This window comes from Geodermatophilus sabuli, from assembly GCF_010686765.1.
Taxonomy (GTDB): Bacteria; Actinomycetota; Actinomycetes; order Mycobacteriales; family Geodermatophilaceae; genus Geodermatophilus; species Geodermatophilus sabuli_A.
On the sequence record NZ_JAAGWF010000004.1, the window covers coordinates 30,241 to 51,570 of the forward strand.

The following is a 21,330-nucleotide window of genomic DNA, read 5'->3' on the forward strand; positions in this document are numbered from 1 at the left end:
AGCAGGTCCATCATCGTGCGAGGTGCCCGTGTCTCAGAACGTCCGCCTGGAGAAGGTCGGTCCGGTGGCACACCTCGTACTCGACCGCCCCGCGAAGCACAACGCGCTCCGCTTCGACGACCTCGACCACCTCGTGGAGCTCCTCCACGCCGCCGAGGAGGACGACGACGTCCGCGTGATCGTTCTTCGCGGCACCGGCCCCAGCTTCTGCGCGGGCCACGACTACGACGACGCGGTCCGCTCGTACGGTCTGGAGCCCGGCCCGGACGGCCAGAGACCGCGCCGCCCCAGCCAGCGCGCTCGGCTGCTCCAGGACCGCCGCCTGGGCGAGGGATACATGGCCTTCCACTACTCCCTCAAGCCGGTCATCGCCCAGGTTCACGGCGTCTGCACCGGCGCGGGCCTCTATCTGGTAGAGCTCGTCGACCTGGCCATCGCCGCAGACACTGCTCACTTCAGCCACGCCGAGCAGCGGCTCGGGCTGGCCGGCAACACCTGGCACCTCAACACCCAGATCCTCAAGTACGGACCCAAGCGAGCACGGGAGCTCTTGCTCCTCGGCGACGCATTCGACGGAAAGCAGGCGGCCGAGTGGGGCCTGGTCAACCGCTCGGTGCCGGAGTCTGAGCTCGCGGACACCGTCGCGGACTGGGCAGAGCGGATCGCCGCGCACCCCCGCGACGCACTGGTCACCGGCAAGGCGATGTGGCACCTCGCGCTGGACAGCCTGGGCGGGTCCCAGCAGTTCGCGCGCGGCTACGTCGGCCACACGCTCGGCACCAACCTGCGCCTCGAGGCCGACGAGTTCAACTTCCTCAAGGAACGCCAGCGACGGGGAACACGCGGCTCCTTCAGCGACCGCGACGACCACTACTCCGGCTGAGACCGGCGGCTCCGCCGGTGACACCCACCCGTCCCATTGTTGTGGAGACGTCGGACCGCGCTCGCCGGGGCCGCTGCTGGCAGCGGCGGCAGCTCGCCGGCTTCGACCTGGTCCCGCAGGACGAACTTCTGGACCTTGCCCGAGGGCGTCATCGGGTAGACCTGCGTGAAGAACCAGGCGGACGGGACCTTGTGCGCCGCGATCCGTTCCTTGCACCAGGCCCGCAGCTCCTCGGCGCTCGGCGGAGCGGACGGATCAGCGGGCCGGACCACCGCGGTGACCACCTCTCCCCACTTCTCGTCAGGGACCCCGAAGACGGCGACGTCAGCGATCCGCGGATGAGAGAACAGCAGCTCCTCGATCTCCCGCGGATAGATGTTGATGCCGCCGCGGATGATCATGTCCTTCAGCCGGCCAGTGACCTTGAGATAGCCCCGGTCGTCCATGGTCCCGAGATCGCCCATGTGGAGCCAGCCGTCGTCGTCGACCGTCGCCGCCGTCTCTTCCGGTAGCTCGAAGTAGGACAGCATGGTCTGGTAGCCGCGACAGCAGATCTCCCCTTGCTCGCCGATGGGGAGGACCTGACCCGTCACCGGGTCGGCTATCTTGACCTCGAGCTCCGGCAGCGGCTGGCCGACCGTGGCTGCCTGGTCGGCCGGGGCGTCGGTGATCCGCGTCTGGCTGATCACCCCGTGCATCTCGGTCTGCCCGAACAGGATGCTGAAGCGACAGCCCCAGGCCGCCATGACCCGATGGACCAGCGCCTCCGGCACCGCGGAGGCGCCCGACATGATGCTCTGCACGCTCGACATGTCCCGTGTCGTGCTGTCGGGGTGGTCCAGCACGGCGATGAGCATGGTGGGAACCATCAGGGAGTGCGTGCCCGAGTAGGACTCGATGAGCTCGAGTATCAGGCCGGGGTCGAAGGCCGGGACGACGACGTAGGTGCCGTGCACCGCCAGAGTGCCGAACTCGGTCACCGCCCCGCCGCCGATGTGGTACATCGGCATCGCGTTGACGCAGACAGCTCCGTCAGCCATCCCGGCCCGTTGGGCCACGAAGTGTGCCTCGTTGACCAGCCCCTTGTGGTGCAGCAGAGCACCCTTGGGAAAGCCGGTCGTTCCGGAGGTGTACTGGATCTGCACGGGGTCCAGTGGCGCCACCTCGGGCAGGGACGAAGCCGCATCGCCGGAGGCGAGGAACTGCGTCCAATCGGTGAAGGAGATGACCTCACGGAGCGCCGGCGCCTGCGGTCGAACCTCCTCGACGATCGGGGTCAGGTCGACGTCCCGGTAGGAGTCGACGTGGAAGAGGGCGACCGACCCCGACTGCGCCAGGACGTACTGGAGCTCGTGCGCTCGGTACGCGGGGTTGATGGCCACCATGACCATCCCAGCCATGGCGATCCCCTGTTGCAGGACGACCCAGTCGGCGGCGTTGGGCGCCCAGATGGCGATCCGGTCACCGAGCTCGAAGCGGGTGAGCAGTGCGCGAGCCACGCGTTCCACGTCGGCGAGCAGATCGGCATATGTCCATCGCCGCCGGACGGCCGGGTCCGCCACGCCGTCGACGAGTGCCAGGCGGTCCGGGGCAGCCGCCGCAGCCTCGCGAAGCAAGCTCCCGACGGTGATGTCACGAACACCGTCGCTGCGTTCGGCCGGCCAGTAGGACTCGATGAGAGGGGTGGGCGTGGCGGTCATCTGCTCTCCTGGTCGGACCGGAGGGGCCTCGGATGGCGACAGGCTCACCGCCCGACGTCTGGGAGACCCAGCCCACAGGGAGTGCGGGTGTTGCGACGGTCACACTGTCGGATACGTTATACGCTAGGGGCAACCCATTGCATAGAGATGTCATATGAGGGGTGTCGATGTGACCGAGTGCAGCTCCGACACTCGCCGCCGTCCGATCCCGGGGCCCGCCTCCGTCAACTGCCACCCCATCGCCGTCCCGCGTTCCGCGGATCTCCGCGCCGGCATCGTCCGTGGAGCCCGCATGGCCGTGGAAGCGCATGCGGGCGATGCTGCAGCAGCGGCTGGGACTGGAGACGCCGGCCGCAGTCGGGTGCCGAACGGGCAGTTGCTGGCCTCGGTGGCAGTGCGTCCGGTGGTCCGCTCGTGACCGCCCTGGCCACGCGGGCGAACTGGGCCGAACCCCTGGTGGAGGAGGTCTCTCCCGGCGTCCACCGCGTTCCCCTTCCCCTGCCCATGGACGGGCTGCACGCCGTCAACGTCTACGTGCTGGAGGACCGCGATGGACTCCTGCTGGTCGACGGCGGTTGGGCACTGGAGGCCTCCCGCGCCCGCCTCGAACGCGCTCTGTCCGCGCTCGGCGCGGATGTCGGCGACGTGCGCCGGATGCTGGTCACCCACGCCCACCGGGACCACTACACGCAGGCCGTGGCGTTGCGCCGGGAGAACGGCGCGTCGATCTCGCTCGGTGTCGGCGAGCGAGCCGTACTGGAGCTCCTCGTCGACCCGTCTCGGCCCAACACCGCCCGGTGGGCGGGTCAGCTCGTGGCCGCGGACGCCGCGGGACTCGCCCGGAAGCTGGCCGGACTGCTCGAGGAGACCGCCACCCAGGCGCAGCGGTGGGAGCTGCCCGATGTGTGGCTCGAGGGCGAGGAGGTGCACGACCTCGGCGTTCGGCAGCTGCGCGCGGTCGCCACGCCTGGGCACACGAGCGGTCACATGGTCTTCGTGGACGACGCCGCCGGACTGCTGTTCGCTGGGGACCACGTCCTGCCGCACATCACGCCGTCCGTCGGCTTCGAGGCGGCGGGCGGCGAGCTGCCGCTGGGCGCCTACCTGCAGAGCCTGACGACGGTCCGCGCTCTTCCCGACGCCCGGCTGCTCCCCGCCCATGGCCCGGTGACGGACAGCGCCCATGCGCGGATCGACGAACTGCTCGACCACCACCGGACGAGGTTGGACGACGTTCATGCAGCCATCGCTGCCGGGGCCTCCTCGGCTGCGGACGTCGCCGCCGTCCTCGGCTGGACCAGCCGAAGACGCTCCCTCGGCTCGCTCGACCCCTTCAACCAGGTCCTGGCGATCCTCGAGACGATCGCGCACCTGGACCTGCTCCTGGTGCGGAACCGCGTTACGGTCGAGGTCGTAGATGGGGTGCGCCGCTTCAGCGTGGGCTGACGCAGCGCACCTCGGGATCATCTGTTGGTGTTGCCCGCATCCACCTTGAGCTCGACGCCGGTCACGAACCGCGACTCGTCGGAGGCCAGATAGACCACAGCACTGCTGACGTCATCCACCTCCACCCACGAGGTGGGCAGGGCGTTCATGAAGATCGGACCGAGGTTCGGGTCGGTGCCGATCAGCTCGTCGAGCCGCTTCAGCGCGCCGGTCAGCGCAGTTTTCACCCCCGCCGGGTGGACGGTGTTCACCCGGATCGAGTGGCGCCCCAGTTCGTTGGCCATCGCCTTCGCGATGCCGACAACGCCGTGCTTGGCCGCCGTGTAAGGAGCGAAGAACGGGGTGCCTTTGAGCGCGGAGGTCGACCCGATGCAGATGATGGACCCGCCTCCGGCGGCGATCAGGTGCCGGACCCCCGCGGTCATCGTGTTCCAGACGCCGGTCAAGTCGGTGTCGATGATCTGCTGCCACACCTCCGGCGTGACCTCGTCCCACGCGTGCAGAGCACAGACCGCGGCGTTGGCCACGACGACATCGAGCCGGCCGAGCTCGGCCACGCCTTCGGTGACGGCGGCGGAGAGCGCAGCGGCGTCACGGACGTCGGCGTGACGGACGACGACCCGGGCACCCTCGGCATCGACGAGACGCGCCGTCTCGGCGAGGTCGTCGGCGTTCGCCATGCTGTAGTCCAGCCCGAGGTACTCGTCTGGGACGTCGACCACGATGACGTCGGCACCTTCCCGCGCCAGGCGCACGGCGTGGTTACGCCCCTGGCCTCGGCCCGCGCCGGTGATGAGCGCGACCTTGCCAGCCACTCGTCCTGTCACGGTCGGTTCCTCTCCTCGGTGGTCCGTACTCACGCGGACACCAGGTTCTCGACTGCAGCCGGGGGATGAGGTGGCGGGACGACCCGCCGCTCAGCCACGCGCCGTGCCCATGCGGCGGACACGCATGCCCGGCCAACGGTGAGACTGCCTTGATCCGGCCGTCGTCGTGCAGCCGGGTCACCGTCCGGCCCGGGGTCTCGCCCGGGTGGCGGTCGACCGGGCGAGCGCCGGCCCCCCTGCGTGCCGACGTACATGGACACGATGGCCGAACTGGTCGCTTCCGGAACACGTCATCCGGTCGTGCACGGGCCTGCCGGCCGGGTGCTCAGCGAGGAGGGATCCAGCGGCCACCATGCTGGCGCTCCGTTCCTCCGGCTGCCCAGCGGCATGTCACGGCCCGGCAGAACCTCGAGGCGGGGACGCCAGTTGTAGGCGAGTGAGGCTCGTTCTCCTGGCTCACTGACTGGTCCCGCACGATTCCCCCGACCTGGCAGACCGGTTCACGGCGCTGCAGTCGATGTCCTCCTCGGGACGGACGGGGGCTTCCGATCGCCCCCGTCGATGAAGTCGACGGGACACTCCCCCACCAGGACATGCCCGTGATATCGAAGCACTCGGCATCGATGGCGGACGGCACGGCAACCTCTTCTCCGACAGGAGCGGCGGTCAGCCACGGATTCGGCTGGGGACGCCGTCGGACACACGGACACCGGCCGCAGCCGGTGAGCCGCGGTGAGCGGGGCGACGGTCCGCGGAGCTCGGACAAGCCCTGTCGGCGACTACGGCCGACCTCCCACATCGAACACCAGACCGCCGACTTCGGCCGCGAGCACCTCGCGAAGCACGAACTTCTGCACCTTTCCGGCGGGCGTCTTGGGCATCTCGTCGATCACTTTGAGCCGTTCGGGCCAGTACTGCCGGGCCATCCCTGCAGCGTCCAGGTGCGCCTGTAGTTCTTCGAGACTGGGGGCGTCGCCGTCCGGCACGACAACTGCGCACCCCTTCTCGCCGAGCCGCTCGTCGGGGTAGCCGACCACGACGACCTCCCGGATGGACGGGTGCCCGTGCAGGGCGCTCTCGATCTCCACGACGGGGATGTTCTCCCCGCCGCGGATGATGATGTCCTTCGAGCGGCCGGCGATGCGCACCCCCGCTCCGGGCCGCTCGAAACCCAGGTCTCCGGTATCGAACCAACCGTCCTGGTCGAACATGGACTGGTAGAGGTCCACTCGGCCGTGGTACCCACGCAGCAGGCTGGGACCCTTGACGAGGAGTCTCCCTGTCTGCCCGGCCTCGACCTCGTGACCGTCCTCGCCAGTGATCTTGAGGGTCATGGGCGGCGTCCGCCAGCCATCGCTGTTCGAGACCGCTTCAGCGGTGTCTCCGGCGCGGTGGATGGTGATGATGCCGCATTCGGAGGATCCCCAGAGTGCGAGCATCTGAACGCCCAGCACCTCAGAAGCCTCGACAGGGAGCGAACTCGGAATGGGGGCCCCGGCACACACGAAGTACTTGAAGGTGGACAGATCCCGATGCTCCGTCTTCTGCGCGCGCACCAGGTCCAGCACGAAGGGGGTGGCGGAGAGCGTCCAGGTCACGCCTTCGGGCGTGGCGATGCGCAAGAAGTCATCCGGGCTCCAGATGTCCTGGTACACGACCTTCTGACCGTATGCCAATGGCAGGAGTGTCCCCCAGAGGAAGCCGGTCAGGTGCCCCATGGTGGAGGGCATGAAGACCACGTCGGTGTCGTCGAGCTGCAGGTTGTCGAACAGTGGCCGACCGGCGGAGTACATGGAGTTGTACGAATGGAGGGTGCCTTTCGGCTCTCCGGTGGTTCCGGACGTGTACATGACGGAGATGGGGTCGTCCGGGCGCGGACGACGAGCCTCGAGTTCGGCCCGGACCGATGGATCCAGTTCACGGTGAGGAACGAGGAAGAACTCGTCGAAGTCCATCGTCCCCTCCGGCAACGCCTTCCCTGACACGTTGGCGACCACCGCAGCCTCCACGCCGGCGATCTCGGTCTTCAGTTCGGCAGCCATGTCTGCATGCGAGAAGCCCCGGAATTCGTCCTGGACCACGAGGACCTTCGACTGAGCCCGTTGCAGCATGAAGGTGAGTTCGCGGCGACGGAAGATCGCGACGAGCGGATTGACGATGGCACCCACCCGCATGACGGCCAACGAGACGACCGCGTACCTCCAGCCGTTGGGCATCTGGACGGAGACGACATCGTCTCTCGCCACCCCCAGCTCGAGCAGCCCGCCGGCGATACGGTCGACGAGCGCGCCCAACTGCCCGTAGGTCAGCGTTTCCGGCATGGCCCGGCCTGCTGAGTACGAGACCAGCGCTGCCTTGTGCGGAGTGCGCCGCACGTGACCCAGGACGTCGTCGAGCATCGTCTCGTCCCGCCAGAATCCGCTGTCCATGGCCGCCTGCCGCTCCTCGGCCGTGACGGGCGACATGGACGCGCGGATCCCTGGGACATCAGATGTGATCATCGGTAGTGGTCCACCTCGCGGTCGTAGGAATGACGTCAACAGGGGTCGGGGCAGCTCACCGCACGGACAAGCGTCATGCAGTGCGCAGAATTTCTACAATCGATGCACTCCGGTCAAGGTCTGTGTCGAATACCGACATGGCCACGTACGCCGTCATGACTGAGCATCCGACGCTGCCGCCGACGTTCGCCCATCCGGCGTCACCGGCTCCATGAGGCCAGCCCAGTGCGCCCGTGCGCCCGGCATGAGCGTGTCGCGCTGCTGCCGGAAGACGTCTCGGGCATGGTGGCCGACCCATGGGTCGGGTAGATACCTCTCTGGCAAGTCGGGATCCGCGTAGGCCAACATGCGCCAAGCCTGGACGACATCGACGTGTCGGCGAAACAAGTCGGGCTCGGAATCGCGAACGGGACGTTGGGCATCGGCGATGAAGCTCGAGTAGCGGTCGGCGAGATCCTCGACGTCCCATGCGCGCCGCACGAGTGCGGACTCGTCACCGATCTCTCCGAACGTCCCCACGAACGAATTCGTGATGGAGTCGAGCCCCAGGTCGGAGATGACAGCCTGCACCTCCCCGCTCCGCTCGGCGTGCGACGTCAGCCAGTAGCCCGGTGCCGGCGACCCCATTCCCGCCCACGTCAGGCGGCGCTGCAGCCTGTACCGGAGGTTCTTCTGCGCCTCAGGCACCGTGACCATGACGGCCAGCCAGCGGCCGTCCCATTCGGGCGCCCTGGACGCCTCGAGGACCCGACGAAAGCCGTCCTCGAGAAGACGATGCCCTGCCGGCGAGACGGTCCACAGCAGCCGGCGGCCTGATCGGCTCGAGGTGATCAGGCCCGCGTCAGCGGTGCGCTGAAGCGCCTTGCGCGCCGCATCCGACTCGATGCCGAGATCCCTGAGGGCGCGAAGCAGGGTGGACGACCACACAGGCTCACGGGCGGGCCAGACGAACTCGCCGAGGACCACCAACAGGAGCGACCTGGCGCTGCTGTTCGCCGTCGCCCCGTCGACGGGCGAGTGCCCTCTGGACCGATCGGTCGATCCCACCACGTGCCTCCTCGGATACCCAGTCGCCGGCGTCGAGCTCCCGATCGTCTCGCCGACCCGACCCTGCAGCGGGGCCGTTCGGGAGGAGTTGGGTTGCGCCATGTTCCGTCAGTCAGCGATGAGCTCGATCGCGGCCTCTGGACAGTTGAGGACGGCCAGCTCCGCACGTCGTACCTCATCCGCGGGCACGGAGCCATCTCCCACCTCGGTCACGTAGCCGAAGTCGTCGTCGACGAAGAGGTCCCGGGCCAGGTCCAGGCATCTGTTGTGACCCTGACAGCGCGCCGGATCGACCTTGATCCTCACCGGTCGCCTCCGTCCAGGGCTGCGGCGGCGAATCGCAGATGGAGGACTTCGGGACCGCGGACATTCGCTCCCGTCCAGGTGACGTCACGCTCCCCGGCCAGCTCGAACTCCGGTACGCGTCGGAGCCATTCGGTCAGCGCGACCTTGAGTTCCATCCGAGCGAGGTTGGAGCCGATGCACCGATGGATGCCCAGGCCGAACGTCAGATGACGATTTTCCTCCCGATCGATGAGCACCTCGTCCGCCCGGTCAAAGGCATTCGGGTCCCGGTTGGCCGCCGCAAAGGGCAGCAGCACCCGGTCGCCGGCCGCCATCTGGACACCGCCGACCGAGGTCGGGCAGGTAGCGGTACGTCCGATGGTGATCGGGGCATACGCCCGGAGCAGTTCCTCGATGGCTGTGTCCAGCAAGGCTGGATCATCGACGAGGCGACGCCGGTCGACCGGATGGGTGGCGAGGTGCCACAGGCAAGAGCCGATCGCGCTCCACGTGGTGTCGATGCCGGCGACCAGCACGAGCAGGCACATCCCGACGATGTCGTCATCGGTGAGCGTCGGCCCCGTGTCGCGCTTCGTGAGCAAGGCCTGGACGATCCCCCCGTCTTCCTGGCCGCTCTCCCGTTGCACAGCTATGAGCTGGGAGAAGTACGCCGTGATGGCGCGGATGGCCTCGCGCCGTACTGCCTGCTCCTTGGGGCCTTCCTTCAGCATCATGACGACCCACCGATCGAAGGTGGCCTCGTCCTGCACCGGAACCCCGAGCATGCGGGCGATGACGGTGACCGGAATGTGCCTGGCGAACTCGTCGGCAGCATCGACGACGGTGCGGTCGCCGAAGGCGTCGATGAGTTCAGCCGCCCGGCGTCGCGCGATTCCCTCAAGCGCGCGGATCCGCGGTTTGGTGAACAGGGGCAACAGGAGGCGGCGCTGTTCGTCGTGATCCGGCGGATCCGAGGTGATGGGAGGCATCTTCAGCTCCCGCCCTGGCGACGGCACGGGACCGGTGGCCTCGAGCACGCGAGAGGAGAAGGTCGCCGGATCATGCGCGATCTGCGCGATGTCCTCGTGGCGTACCGGCAGCACCGCTCCCCCGTAGCGTTCGCTTCGCGCCACGGGGCACTGCGCGCGCATCTGCACCCAGTCGCTGTAGGGGTCTTCGACGTACGCCGGATCGAACAGATCGAAGTCGCTGGCCCAGTTCTCGGGCAGCTCGCGCCGCTCGTGCATGGTCTCGCCTCCCAGCGTGGACGTTGGACACGAAGTTAGCGTTCCGCGTGTCCGAGGTCCAGTGTTCCGCCGCGAAAACTTGACAAGGATGGTTCTCAAGTTGCCCAAGGTGTCGGTATAACCAGTGGGTGGAGGAACCCGATGGACATCCGATGCCGCGCGGTCGTGACTCTCGGGGCGACGAGCGTGGCGCACGTGGGCGGCGGATGCTGACGCCGGACGTCGTGACCGAGCCGCTCACCGCCGCCGAGCGCTTGTTCGGCGTCACCCTGCTCGGTTGCACACCGACAGGCGTCCAGGCTGCATGCCATCTCCCGACCCGGGCCCACGGGTCCAGCCACGTGATCGGACGCCTCGGACTGCTCGCTGACATGACAGCCGGTCGAACCGTGCGGGCTTTCCTCCCGCCCGAGCTCGTGATCCGGACAGCCAATCTGCGAGTGGATGTGGGCGACCGCCCGCCCAGGAGTGGCGAGACGATTCGTGCGACAGGAGCCCTCCTGGCGTCATCTGCTGCACACGCATTGAGTGAGGCGGTCCTGACTGCCCCAGACGGGGCTGTGGTCGCACGATGCACCGCCCGGTTCATCATCGTCGCCGGCGCTGAGCCGGCCCGACAGCGGAGGCTGGGGCTGCAGCCGGATGCGGCCCCCGCTCCCCTGGAGTCGATGCCCGGCTTGAGCGAGCGCGTGGAACCGGGGTGTGTGGTGCTGACCGCACGGCCGGATGCACGGTTCGGCAACCACGACGGAATGATGCACGGCGGGGTGCAAGTGGCCCTGGCCGACGCAGCGCTGCACGCGGCCGCCCGCGAGGCCGGCGGCGGAGAGCCCGCCTTGATCGACATGACCGTCCGCTACATGCGGCCGATACCGGTCGACGGCTCGACCATCGAGTTGCAGGCCACGGTCGAGCGGGCCGGCCGTCTGGTCACCGTGACCAGAGCGCGCGGCAGCGACGAGCAGGGTCGGCTGCTGATGACCGCCGAGGCGACATTCAGCTCAGCACGACGCGTACGCATGGACGAGTAGGGTTCCGCGACCCCCACCGCTCACGCCGTTGGCCGGACCTCGAACGACGGGAGATCAGCGTGTCGGCTGCCTCGGGAGCGCGCGGCGACGGAGCGCCGGGGCGGACCGCTCACGTCAGCGGCTGCCCGACGAGCCGTTCGTGGATGCCAGCGAAATGGCCTGCCGACCGATCGACCAGCCTTCTCGCCCACGCACGAAGGTCCAGTCGTAGCCCACGGCGGACAGGCTCTTCCGGAAGACGACGAGCATGCGCATGCGCACGTGTGCCGTCCCGTCGTCGCTGGCCACGACGTATGCCCCTGTCGCGAAGTGGCCGAGCGCACGGGGTGCGTCAACGTAGAACTGCCGGATCTCCTCGCGTCCGCACAGCACCGTTCCGTTGAACGCCGTCGCCTCGAAGACCGCGTCCGTGGCGAAGAAGCCGACGATGTCATCAATGCGTGCCTCGTCGACGTAGTCCGCGTAGAGACCGGCGAAGGCCAGCGCACAGCACGAGTGGAACGCCTCCGGTCCGTGGGGACACTGTGCCGGGACCGGCATCAGAGGGCACCTACCTTCAGCGGGTCGGTCCACCGGCGGGCATGGAGCTTGTTGAGTTGGCGGTACGCGATGTTCTCCTGGACGACGCCCCACCCGATGCGACCGTCGAGCATCGTCCATCGCATCATCGCGGCGGTCAGGACCGTCGATGTGTACGGCGACCACGGTCCGCCGGCGACGGCCGATCCATGCAGAACCGTGGTCGTCCCGCGAACGTCCGTTGCCACGGCGTCGATCGACATCGGGAAACCCTCGGCCCGGTTGACCTCGAGACGCAGATCGGTCAGGCCGTACACCTGCCCGTTCTCCATGACGTAGCCGTGGCGCAGGCGGCTGGCGGTGTCTGCGGGGGCGTCCAGCTTCAGCGAGGTGATCCAGTGGACGGCGAAGTCCGGGCCGAAGTGGGCGTGCATCCAGCTCCCCGACCGCATCTCCATCTCCGGGCGCGGGCCCCAGCTGTGGTCCATGGTCTCGACGCAGTCGACCTCGAGCTCCCGCCCACCGATCGTCAGCGTCCCGGTGATGCGTCCGGTCAGGTCGAAGTGGTTGGCGTACATGGCGCGGTGCGCGGGAGCCTTGTCGGCAGACCAGTCATGGGCCTTGACCATGGGTGAGTGGTCAGGATCAGCGGTGTCGAAGGGTTCCATGAGGCCGGCGAAGTCCAGGTGCGCCTCCACCCCGTCGAGGCCGACGTAGTCGATCGAGTAATCCCGGATGCTCTTGGCCGTGATGGACAGACCGCTCGCGGAGGAGAACCGCGCCAGACTCTGCGCCGCCGGGAGATGTTGACGGCTGTCGAGGTAGAGGAGCTCCGCTCGGGATCCGGCCAGACCGCCGAACACCGACACGTCGTTGAGCATCACCCCGAGCCCTCGGCGTACGAGCACGTAGAAGAACGCCATGACGCGTTCTTCCGGGATCGTGATGGCGAAACTGTTGGTCTCGGCCCATTCGTGGTCGGCGGAGTCAGGCGTGTGGAACTCGGTGTCGTCGTCGGTGAACACGTCGAGGGTCACTTCCTCAGATCGGGGTGGAGGCTTCAGACCCACACTCGGGTCAGGGCAGTTGCCGCGAGAGGTCGTGCGCTCGGTCCGCCAGTCGCGTGACAGCTTCGTCGTAGGGCAGGTCGCCCTCGACGAACAGGTCGGGAGCCGCAGCCCGCGGTCCGGCAACCGCGCGCGCCGACGATCGCTGGCTGACCACGCTCATGCCGCAGGCGAGCCGCCATGCGGTGAACGCTTCGTAAAAGGGCAGGTTCACCAGCGACCGTCCCGAGCGCTCCGCGTAGAGCTGCACCAACCGCCGGCGGGAGGGGAACCCCTCGGCTTGTGACGGCTCGGACCGAGTGATGAACGGGATTTCGCCTGGTTCGGCCCAGAAGAGGAGCAGATGCGCCAGGTCGATCAGCGCGGGTCCTCGTGACGAGAGTTCCCAGTCCAGCAGCGCCCTGACCTGTCCCTCTGGGTGGAAGATGGCGTTGTCGAGATGCGGGTCGCCATGGAGCAGCACGACCGTCTCCCCCGTGGGCACGTTGCGGCGAAGCCGGTCGAAGCAGTCATCCATGCCGGGGATCTCGCGTCCCGAACGCCGCCAGGTGTCATCCCAGTAGGACAGTTGGCGCTCGACGAAGGACGGTCCGGCGCCCTCAGCGTCGGGAACGGGCAGAGCGTGCAGGTGGATCAGCGCGTCGAGGAAGGAACTCGCCGCGGTCGTCCGCGCCCGCAGAGCCAGACGTTCCGCGTCTTCCCTCGACCGGAGGACGACCCCGTCCACGTTCTCCATCACGTAGAACGGTGTCCCCAGAGCGCTGGCGTCGTCGGAGCGGCCCAGGATCCGCGGAACAGGGATGCCGTGGTCGCCCAGGGTCGCCAGGGTCCGGGCCTCGCGGAGGATGAGCCGCGACCGGTTCTGTCCGCCCTGTTCCGGCGGACGGCGGAGGATGGCCGTGCGACCCGTCCCGTCCCGCAGCAGATCGGTGCGGTTGGACCGTCCGCCCGCCAGGTGGACGACCTCGATCGGTGGCTCGAGGATGCCGGATCTCTGGCACCACTGGTCGATCCCGGAGTCTCGGGGTGTGTCTGCGCTCATGCGGAACCCGCGTGCGGATCTCGTACGGCCGGTGGTGTCCGGGCCGGTGACTCCACCGCCACGACCTCGACCGGGAAGCCGGACTGGAAGGCCAACCCGGTCAGCGGGTCTACCTCGTCGCGACCCAGCACCAGGGTGTTGACGTTGACGCTCCCGAAGCCGTGCGGCAACGACACGACGCCCGGCCTCATGTCGCCGCTGACGCAGGCGATGGCTTCGAGGTCGCCGGCCGCTGAGGCGATACGCACGCTCTGACCGTCCTCGACATGGCGCTGCTCGGCATCGGCCGGGTTGATGAGGAGTTGGGGGAGGTCCTCTCGGCGGTGGTCGTACAGGCTGCTGGTCAGTTGAGAGTTCTGGTGCCGTAGCTGTCGCCGAGGGATGAGAACCAGGTCGGCAGGGTCCTGCAGCACCTCCATGTGGTCGACCAGCTGCGATGGCGCGAGACGCCAGCGCCCGTCCGGGAGTACGCGGTCGTGCACCCAGCCGATCACGGCGCGTTCGCTGACGATCGCCCCCTCCGCCGCCCGGAGCTCAGCGAGCGGTGCTCGACCGCGACTGGCCACTTCGGCCAGCACGTCGTCGTCGGTGTAGTCGTCGGGGGCCACTCCCGACGGAGTCAGCGGATGCCCCATCCGTCGGCCCAGCTCAGCGAAGATCCACCAGCCCGGCTTCCGGCCCGCGGTGGGGGGGAGGACGGCCTGCGTGTACTGCGCGCTGACCGTCATGTATCCCTGGTCGGTGAACTGGGAGACATCGGCGCGCTCGAGCTGACCGGTGCAGGGCAGGACGTGCGTCGCCAACCGACCCGTCGCGGAATGGACCACGTCTGCCGATACGAGCACGTCCAGTGTCTGCAAGGCGGCCAGCATCCGGCTGGTGTTGGGGACTGCGGTCAACGGATTCCCACCGAATCCGATCAGGGCCCGGACGTTGCCGGCTTCCATCTCGTCGGGCAGCGCAGCGCACGGGTACTCGCCCCACCGTCGGGGAAGCTCTGGCCGGCTGGCCGGCCCGGGATCCGGAACGCCGTCCGACATGGGCAGAGCGGGTCGGCGGTCGAGCTGGTGCAGGAAGCCTGGGTGGAACCAACTGCCGCCTTCACGATCCAGCGACCCGGTGATCGCACCGAGCGCGTACATCAGCCACTCGACCAGATTCGCCCAGCGCGACATGGTCACCCCTGTGCCGGTCTGGCCACTGAAACGGCCGTGCCGGCGCAGCGCTGCCACGAGGCGATCCAACTCGTCAGGCTCCAGGCCGCTCCCGCGGGCCGCGAAGGCGCGGTCGAAAGGCTCGACCGCGGCGGTGAGCGCGTCCACGCCCGATGCGTGCGCCTCGAGGTAGGGCCGGTCGGCGCCGTCGATCAGCAGTTCGCGGATGCAATGCCCGAGTATGAAGACATCACCTCCCGGTCGCGGCTGGAGGTGACTGGTCGCGACGCTGGTCGTCTCCGAGCGACGCGGGTCGATCACCCAGATCTCACCCCCTCGCTTGGTGATCTCGCGGAGGTGCTTGGTCGGTTGAGGAAGGCTGTTCGTCTGACCGTGGGACACAGCCGGATTCGTGCCGACGTAGAGCACCATCGAGGTGCGCTCGTAGTCGACGACCGACACCAGCCCCGGAAAGCCGGTCATCAGTTCGGATATCAGCGGCTTGCACGGCATGTCCACCGTGGTTGCCGTGTAGAGACTCTTGGACCCGATGGCGTCGAGGAACTTGCGGGCGTAGCGACGCCCGGCGGTGTCCAGGGAAGCGGCGAAGCCGAGGTACAGGGCGACTGAGTCGGGCCCGTGACCGCGGATGAGCGCCGTCAAGCGCGTCGCCAGGTCGTCGAGAGCCCCGTCCCAGTCGGTGTCGACCGGAGCCCCGTCGTCGACGACCGTCGGGACGTTCAGCCGCTCCGGACTGTGGTGGAAGGTCGCCAGCGAACGCCCCTTGGGGCAGGTGTAACCACCACTCACCGGATGATCGGGATCGCCCTTGACCTTGACCACGTCAGGGCCGTCGACGTGGACGAGCAGACCACAGCCGGCGAGGCAGAAGCGGCAATAGGTTCGATGGACTGCGGTCATGAGGTGAGCTGACGAGGGGTCTCGAGCAGTCGCGCCCGGACGAGATACTTCTGGATCTTCCCCGAGGCGGTCCGAGGCAGTTGATCCACGATCTCGAGGCGCTCGGGCCAGAACTGCTTGGCCATCCCCGCCTGCGCCAGGTGATCGGTCAGGTCCTTCAGCGTCGGAGGCGCGCCGGCGGGGACCACCACCGCGCATCCGCGTTCGCCGAGTCGCTCATCCGGATATCCCACGATCGTGACATCGGCGACCTGGGGATGAGAGATCAGGATGTTCTCCGTCTCGACCACGGGCACGTTCTGTCCGCCTCGCACGATGATGTCCTTGCTGCGCCCCGTGAAGCGGATTCCCCCGTCGGTGACCTGGCGGCCCAGGTCACCGGTCTCGAACCAGCCGTCGGAGGTCATCGAATCGGCCGTGAACTCCGGTTGGTCCAGGTAGCCGACGAACACTCCTGGTCCACGCACCTGGAGGCGCCCCGACTCCCCCGTCGCCACGGGCTGCAGGTCCTCGTCGACGATCCGCAGTTCCTGCCAGGGAACGACATGACCATCACTGGCGGCGACCATCTCGATGGGCGTGCCGATCCGGTGGATCGTCGTGGTGCCACCTTCCGAGCAACCCCACAAGGAGATCAACTCGGCGCCGAGGTGCTCCTTGACCGCATGCGCCAGGGCCGGCGGGATCTGGGCTCCTCCACAAGCGAAGGCCCGAAGGTCCGTGACCGGCCGGCGTGATTTCTCCTGGGCATCCACCAGATCCTGCGCGAATGGAGTCGCTGACAGGGTCCAGGTGATCTTCTCCTGCTCGATCAGGTCGAGCGCGGCTGGCGCATCCCACACGTCCTGGTAGACGACCTTCTGTCCGGTGGACAGCGGCAGGAGCATCCCCCAGTAGAAGCCGGTCAGGTGCCCGAGCGTGGACGCCATGAAGGCGACGTCGTCGCCGGTGAGCTCCATTGCCCAGGGCATCGGGAGGCCGGACGCCCACAGAGTGTCGTGGGTGTGCAGGGCAGCCTTCGGCATGCCGGTGGTGCCGGACGTGAACAGCAGGAGGGCGATGTCCTCGCCGGTGGGGACCCGGGCATCGAGCTTGCACTTGAGGGCCGGGTCGAGCTCACGGCGCTCACCCAGCAGGTCAGCCGTCCATCGGGGGCCTTGCGTGTCGGACTCGTCGCCGATGACGACCACGTGCTGCAGGGTGGGAAGATCGGCTTGCAACCGCCGGCCGACCTCACCGTGCGGGAAGCCGCGGAAGTCGTCGGGGACGAACAGGAGCTTCGACCGAGCGTGACCGAGCATCAAGCGCAGTTCACGCTCGCGGTAGATCGGGGGGATGGGGTTGGGAATCGCTCCGGCGCGCTGTGCCGCCAGAGCGATCACCGGGAATTCCCAGCCGTTGGGCAGCTGGATGGAGATGATGTCCTCCCGCTCCACCCCCATGTCCAGCATCGCGCCGGCCAAGCGATCCACCAGCCCGCCGAGTTGGGCGTAAGTCAATGTGGTGGGCAGCGGGGACCCGGCGCGATAGGCGACGATCGCGGCCTTGTCCGGCTGCTTCGCGACAGCCTCGAGGAAGTCCTCCAGCAGGCTGCGCCCCCGCCACCAGCCCTCTGCGCGGTAGCGCTCGGCCAGTTGCGGTGGGACGGTGCGCAGCGAGTGGGCCACCAGAGCCGAATGCGTGCGCTGTGTCATCACGGTTCAGCCTTTCCAGACCGGTTCATGGGGCGCGCGGACCCCTCATGAGCCCGCACCGACCGTTGATCCACCGAGTCGCCGGCGTGGGTGCCACGTGCCCCTGCACAAGGGACACGTAGCACCCACGCCCTAGGTCATGCGACGGCCTGGAGCGCGCCGTCCACGAACTGGGACGCCACGAGGCTGTCGCTGAAGCCGGTCTGGCTGTCGGCGAAGCTGATCTGAGCGCCTTCCGCGCCGCCCGCTGCGTCGAAGGGCGGGAGGCCCCGCAGAGCCTCGGCGAGCCCGTCACCGTCGGTGCTCCCGCCGGTTTCCTCGAGAGCCTGGGCGAGGAGCTTGATCGTGTCGTACGAGTTCGCGGCCTGCTCGCTGAGCGTCACGGTGAGCTCCTCGACATCGCCGCCGTACTCGGCCTGGTAGCGCTCGACGAAGTCGATGAACTGGGGCTTCGTGGCGAGCTTGTTCACCAGGGTGTAGATCGGCAGGGCCTCGATCACCTCGGGCCCGGCCACGGTCAACGCGTCCGGCGACACGATGGCGGAGACGCTCAGGATCGGAACCGTGAGTCCACGCTCGACCATGGTCTTCATGATCAGCCCGAGGTCGGCAGCCGACGACCCGAGAGCGAGGACGCCGTCGGGATTCTGCGAGACGACCGTGCCGACCGGGCCGGTGACGTCGGTGGAGTTGAGTTCGTAGGTGGTGGCCGGGCCGGCGAGGGCGATGCCGGCCTCGTCCAGCGCCGCTTCCGTCGGCGGACCGATCGTCGACCCGGTCGCACCGCTGTCGGTCAAGAGCGCGGGGCGCTCGAGTCCGAGTTGCTCCGCCAGGTCCGCGAGGGCCGCGGGGTATTCGGTCTGGTCGACCGCGACCCGGAAGGTGTACTCCGCGTCCACCGTCAGCTGGGGCGAGATGGTGGACGGGTTGATGTAGACGATCTTGCGCCGCTCGGTGACCTCGCGGATCGCGAGGCCTTCGATCGAGGTGTATCCCCCGACGATGACCTCGGCCCCGTCGACGGTCACCGCACGCTGCGCCACGCGCGCGGACTCATCCGGCGAGAGCTTGTCGTCGTAGGTCTCGAGGACCAGCTGACGCCCCCCAGCGCCCCCGTCCGCGTTGATCTCGTCGACCGCCAGTTGGGCGGAGTCGATCATCTGCTCCGCGTACACCGCGTTGCCACTCGTGAGGGGCACCGGGAACCCGATGACCAGATCCTCACCGGAGGACCCGCCGTCGCCGCCCCCGTCACCGCCCGCCTCTCCCCCACATGCGGCGACCGCCAAGGTGACCGCCGCGAGGATCGAGGCGGCTCTGATGTGCTTTCCTCGCATGACCACTCCCTCTGTTTGGGTGACGACTGACCTGCACGCCTCCTGCCTGGTCGGGGAGGGGCGCGAGACATGGGGACGACGCAGCTGGATTCAGAAGTACGCCGCGTGGATGGTGCTGGCGTCGAGCGAAGCCGAGTCGCCTTCGGCGGTGATCGATCCGTCCCTCAGGACGACCATCCGATTGGTGGCCCTGACGACCCGATCACTGTTCTGCTCGACGATGAGCATCGCGATCCCGCGATCCCGGAGCACGGTCAGGGACTCGTAGATGCGATCGATGATCAAAGGCGCCAGTCCGAGGGACGGCTCGTCCAGCAGCAGCAGCTTGGGCTTCTGGATCAGCGCACGAGAGATCGACAGCATCTGCTGCTCGCCGCCGGACATGAGCCCCGCCACCTGATTCGACCGGTCGGCCAGCACAGGGAACATCTCGTGCACGAGGGGCAGGGTCTCGTTCAACCTGCGACGGACTTCGGCCGGCCGCAGGGCCATGGTCGCGATCTCGAGGTTCTCCCGCACCGTCAGGTTCCGCAGGACCCGATGTCCCTCGGGCAGGAGAACCAGGCCCTTGCGGGGAAGCTCCGACAGGCGAGCCGACGAGATGTCCTCGCCCTCGAAGAGCACGCGGCCGGCCCGCGGATGCAGCCGCCCGCTGATGGCACGGAGCAAGGTCGACTTGCCGGCACCGTTCATCCCGACCAGGCCCAGCGCGTCGCCCCGGTCGATGGTCAGGTCGAGAGACTTGATGACTGCCTCAGCGCGGCCGTAGGCCACGACCAGTCCGGTGATCTCGAGGATGGCGCCGCCGGTCATCGGGGGACTCCTAGGTAGGCCGAGATGACGCCTTCGTGGGCGAAGACCTCGTCCGGGGTTCCGGTGGCGAGGACTTGACCGTGATCCACGACGTACACGCGGTCGCAGGCAGCGCGGATGAGGGAGAGGTTGTGATCGACCAGGAGCACTCCCAACCCACTGCCGCTCAAGCGCCGGACCACGGAGGCCACCTCGTCCCGCTCGTGCTCGGTGAGGCCCGCGCCCGGCTCGTCCAAGAGCAGGAGGGAGGGATTCATCATCAGGTTTCGGGCGATCTCCATGAGACGCAAGGTCCCGTAGGTCTGTGAGCCCGCCTTCTCGTTGGCCCGACCGGCCAGTTCGAACTCGGCGAGCATCCGCATCGCCCGCTCGCGCACCCCACGGTCGTGCTTGCGCGCTCCTGGGGTCAGCAGCGCCTGCCGCCACCAGCCGACCGAACCGGTATCCCCTGCCAGCATCAGATTCTCGATCAGCGTGAGATCGGGGATCACGTGCGGGCTCTGGAACGTCCGAGCGACGCCACCGTTGACGACCTTCTCCGGCGTCAGCCCGAGGAGCTCCCGGCCATCGAGCTTGATGCTGCCGGTCGCCCGAACATCGCCCGTCACAGCGTTGAAGAGCGTCGTCTTGCCCGCCCCGTTCGGGCCGATGAGACCGACGGACTCACCTGTCCGAAGAGTCAGACTCACCCCGTCGACAGCCACGGTGCCTCCGAACCGGACGGTGACGTCGCTGAGGACCAGCTCGCTGGGCTCCACGTCGCGAGCCACGATCGGCTGCGACTCTCCCCGCTGCTGCGGTATGTCGCGGGGCACGGGCCCGACGCCGGTCGCCTTCGCCGGCACCCAGAACCGTCGCCAGTTCCACCGCTCACCGAGCCGCGCCAACACGCCGGCGACTCCACCCGAGCCCAGCGCGATCAGGACGATGATCCCGACACCGAGAACGAGGTCCTGAGACTGTCCGCTCGCGAACGAGAGTTCCCCGAAGGCCACCAGGACGATGACGCCGACGACCGGGCCGTACAGGAATCCGGCCCCGCCCAGGATCGTGGCGAGCAGGAGGATGGTCAGACGTTGGAAGCTGAACGTGTCCTGGCTCAGCGACAGCTGGAAGAAGGCATACAGCCAGCCGGCGAGACCGGCGAATGCGCCCGAGATGCCGAACGCGACCAGGCGCGTGCTGCCCATCGACCCGCCGACGGCTGCCAGGACGCGTGGTCCCTCCCGCAGGGCAACGAAGCGACGCCCCAGGCCTGACGCATTGATCCTCCGGCTGATGACGAAGATCGCCCACGCGAACACCGCGCACAGCCAGTAGTACTCCGGAAAACCACCGATCAGGTCGAGGCCGAAGAAGGTCGGGGAGGGGATCGCGAAGATCCCGACAGCTCCCCCGGTGAACTCCTCCCAGTCGATGAGGAGGTCGGTCAGCGCCAATGTGAACGCCAGCGTGGCGATTGCCAGGAACAACTCGTCCAGGCGTCGTGAGGGAAGGGCGATCAGGACCGACACCAAGGCTGACACTGCCGTCGCTGCCAGTCCACTGAGCCAGAACGACCACTCGAGTTGGACGACGCAGTAGACGGCGGTAAATGCGCCCAGCCCGTAGATGGCCACCAGCGCGAGGTTGAAGACCCCGGCATAGCCGTAGATGATGTTGAAGGCGCTGGTCAGGATGTAGGCGACCGCAGTCGCGGTCGCGAGGTAGATCAGGTAGTCGTTGGAGGAACTGAAGATCCCGACGAGCAAGAGGACCAGAGGCGCTCCTGCCATCTTCAGGCCGGTTCCCCACACCTGCCGCACAGTGGTCACAG

17 protein-coding genes are annotated in these 21,330 nt (G+C 68.0%); 3 read left to right on the forward strand and 14 right to left on the reverse strand.

Annotation, left to right across the window (positions count from 1 at the left end; genetic code table 11):
• Positions 1 to 28: 28 nt before the first annotated feature.
• Positions 29 to 883, forward strand: a complete 855-nt coding sequence (locus tag GCU56_RS02985) for an enoyl-CoA hydratase-related protein (RefSeq protein ID WP_163480036.1) — start codon at positions 29 to 31, stop codon at positions 881 to 883.
• Here GCU56_RS02985 and GCU56_RS02990 read toward each other — a convergent pair.
• Positions 871 to 2,583, reverse strand: coding sequence for an AMP-binding protein (locus tag GCU56_RS02990; protein ID WP_163480037.1), 1,713 nt, complete (start codon positions 2,581 to 2,583; stop codon positions 871 to 873). The genes GCU56_RS02985 and GCU56_RS02990 overlap by 13 nt on opposite strands.
• 414 nt (positions 2,584 to 2,997) lie before the next feature.
• On the opposite strand from GCU56_RS02990, the gene GCU56_RS02995 reads away from it, so the two are divergent.
• Complete coding sequence (locus GCU56_RS02995) at positions 2,998 to 4,029, forward strand: MBL fold metallo-hydrolase (protein ID WP_204331391.1); 1,032 nt, start codon at positions 2,998 to 3,000, stop codon at positions 4,027 to 4,029.
• A 17-nt stretch (positions 4,030 to 4,046) separates the two neighbouring features.
• On the opposite strand, the gene GCU56_RS03000 is transcribed toward GCU56_RS02995, so the two are convergent.
• From GCU56_RS03000 to GCU56_RS03020, 5 genes are all read right to left on the reverse strand, one after another.
• Positions 4,047 to 4,844: a mycofactocin-coupled SDR family oxidoreductase gene (locus tag GCU56_RS03000; RefSeq protein WP_345771599.1), complete on the reverse strand. Its 798-nt coding sequence runs from the start codon at positions 4,842 to 4,844 to the stop codon at positions 4,047 to 4,049.
• 791 nt (positions 4,845 to 5,635) lie between these two features.
• On the reverse strand, positions 5,636 to 7,321 hold the full coding sequence (locus GCU56_RS03005; RefSeq protein WP_163480039.1) for an AMP-binding protein: 1,686 nt from the start codon (positions 7,319 to 7,321) through the stop codon (positions 5,636 to 5,638).
• 189 nt (positions 7,322 to 7,510) lie between these two features.
• Positions 7,511 to 8,407: a PaaX family transcriptional regulator C-terminal domain-containing protein gene (locus GCU56_RS03010; protein ID WP_163480040.1), complete on the reverse strand. Its 897-nt coding sequence runs from the start codon at positions 8,405 to 8,407 to the stop codon at positions 7,511 to 7,513.
• Positions 8,408 to 8,512: 105 nt separating this feature from the next.
• On the reverse strand, positions 8,513 to 8,710 hold the full coding sequence (locus GCU56_RS24410; protein ID WP_163480041.1) for a ferredoxin: 198 nt from the start codon (positions 8,708 to 8,710) through the stop codon (positions 8,513 to 8,515).
• Positions 8,707 to 9,936 (reverse strand): cytochrome P450, encoded by a 1,230-nt coding sequence (locus GCU56_RS03020; protein WP_163480042.1) that lies wholly within the window; start codon positions 9,934 to 9,936, stop codon positions 8,707 to 8,709. The genes GCU56_RS24410 and GCU56_RS03020 overlap by 4 nt, the downstream gene beginning before the upstream one ends.
• Positions 9,937 to 10,160: 224 nt before the next feature.
• Between GCU56_RS03020 and GCU56_RS24980 the strand changes: the two genes are divergently transcribed.
• Positions 10,161 to 10,967: a hotdog domain-containing protein gene (locus GCU56_RS24980; RefSeq protein WP_163480043.1), complete on the forward strand. Its 807-nt coding sequence runs from the start codon at positions 10,161 to 10,163 to the stop codon at positions 10,965 to 10,967.
• 114 nt (positions 10,968 to 11,081) lie between these two features.
• Here GCU56_RS24980 and GCU56_RS03030 read toward each other — a convergent pair whose 3' ends face one another.
• The 8 genes from GCU56_RS03030 to GCU56_RS03065 form a co-directional block, all read right to left on the reverse strand.
• A complete protein-coding gene (locus GCU56_RS03030; RefSeq protein ID WP_163480044.1) occupies positions 11,082 to 11,507 on the reverse strand; it encodes a nuclear transport factor 2 family protein in 426 nt (141 codons plus the stop codon).
• A complete protein-coding gene (locus GCU56_RS03035; RefSeq protein ID WP_163480045.1) occupies positions 11,507 to 12,523 on the reverse strand; it encodes a DUF7064 domain-containing protein in 1,017 nt (338 codons plus the stop codon). Before GCU56_RS03035 ends, GCU56_RS03030 begins: the two co-directional genes overlap by 1 nt.
• 40 nt (positions 12,524 to 12,563) lie before the next feature.
• Complete coding sequence (locus GCU56_RS03040) at positions 12,564 to 13,595, reverse strand: phosphotransferase family protein (protein ID WP_163480046.1); 1,032 nt, start codon at positions 13,593 to 13,595, stop codon at positions 12,564 to 12,566.
• A complete protein-coding gene (locus tag GCU56_RS03045; RefSeq protein WP_163480047.1) occupies positions 13,592 to 15,670 on the reverse strand; it encodes a molybdopterin-containing oxidoreductase family protein in 2,079 nt (692 codons plus the stop codon). Before GCU56_RS03045 ends, GCU56_RS03040 begins: the two co-directional genes overlap by 4 nt.
• Entirely contained in the window at positions 15,667 to 17,364 is a 1,698-nt protein-coding gene (locus tag GCU56_RS03050; protein ID WP_204331392.1) for an AMP-binding protein, read from the reverse strand. The genes GCU56_RS03045 and GCU56_RS03050 overlap by 4 nt, the downstream gene beginning before the upstream one ends.
• Before the next feature lie 137 nt (positions 17,365 to 17,501).
• Positions 17,502 to 18,701, reverse strand: coding sequence for an ABC transporter substrate-binding protein (locus GCU56_RS03055; RefSeq protein WP_163480048.1), 1,200 nt, complete (start codon positions 18,699 to 18,701; stop codon positions 17,502 to 17,504).
• 90 nt (positions 18,702 to 18,791) lie between these two features.
• Positions 18,792 to 19,514, reverse strand: coding sequence for an ABC transporter ATP-binding protein (locus GCU56_RS03060; RefSeq protein ID WP_163480049.1), 723 nt, complete (start codon positions 19,512 to 19,514; stop codon positions 18,792 to 18,794).
• Positions 19,511 to 21,328: an ABC transporter permease subunit gene (locus GCU56_RS03065; RefSeq protein WP_163480050.1), complete on the reverse strand. Its 1,818-nt coding sequence runs from the start codon at positions 21,326 to 21,328 to the stop codon at positions 19,511 to 19,513. Before GCU56_RS03065 ends, GCU56_RS03060 begins: the two co-directional genes overlap by 4 nt.
• Positions 21,329 to 21,330 lie beyond the last annotated feature (2 nt).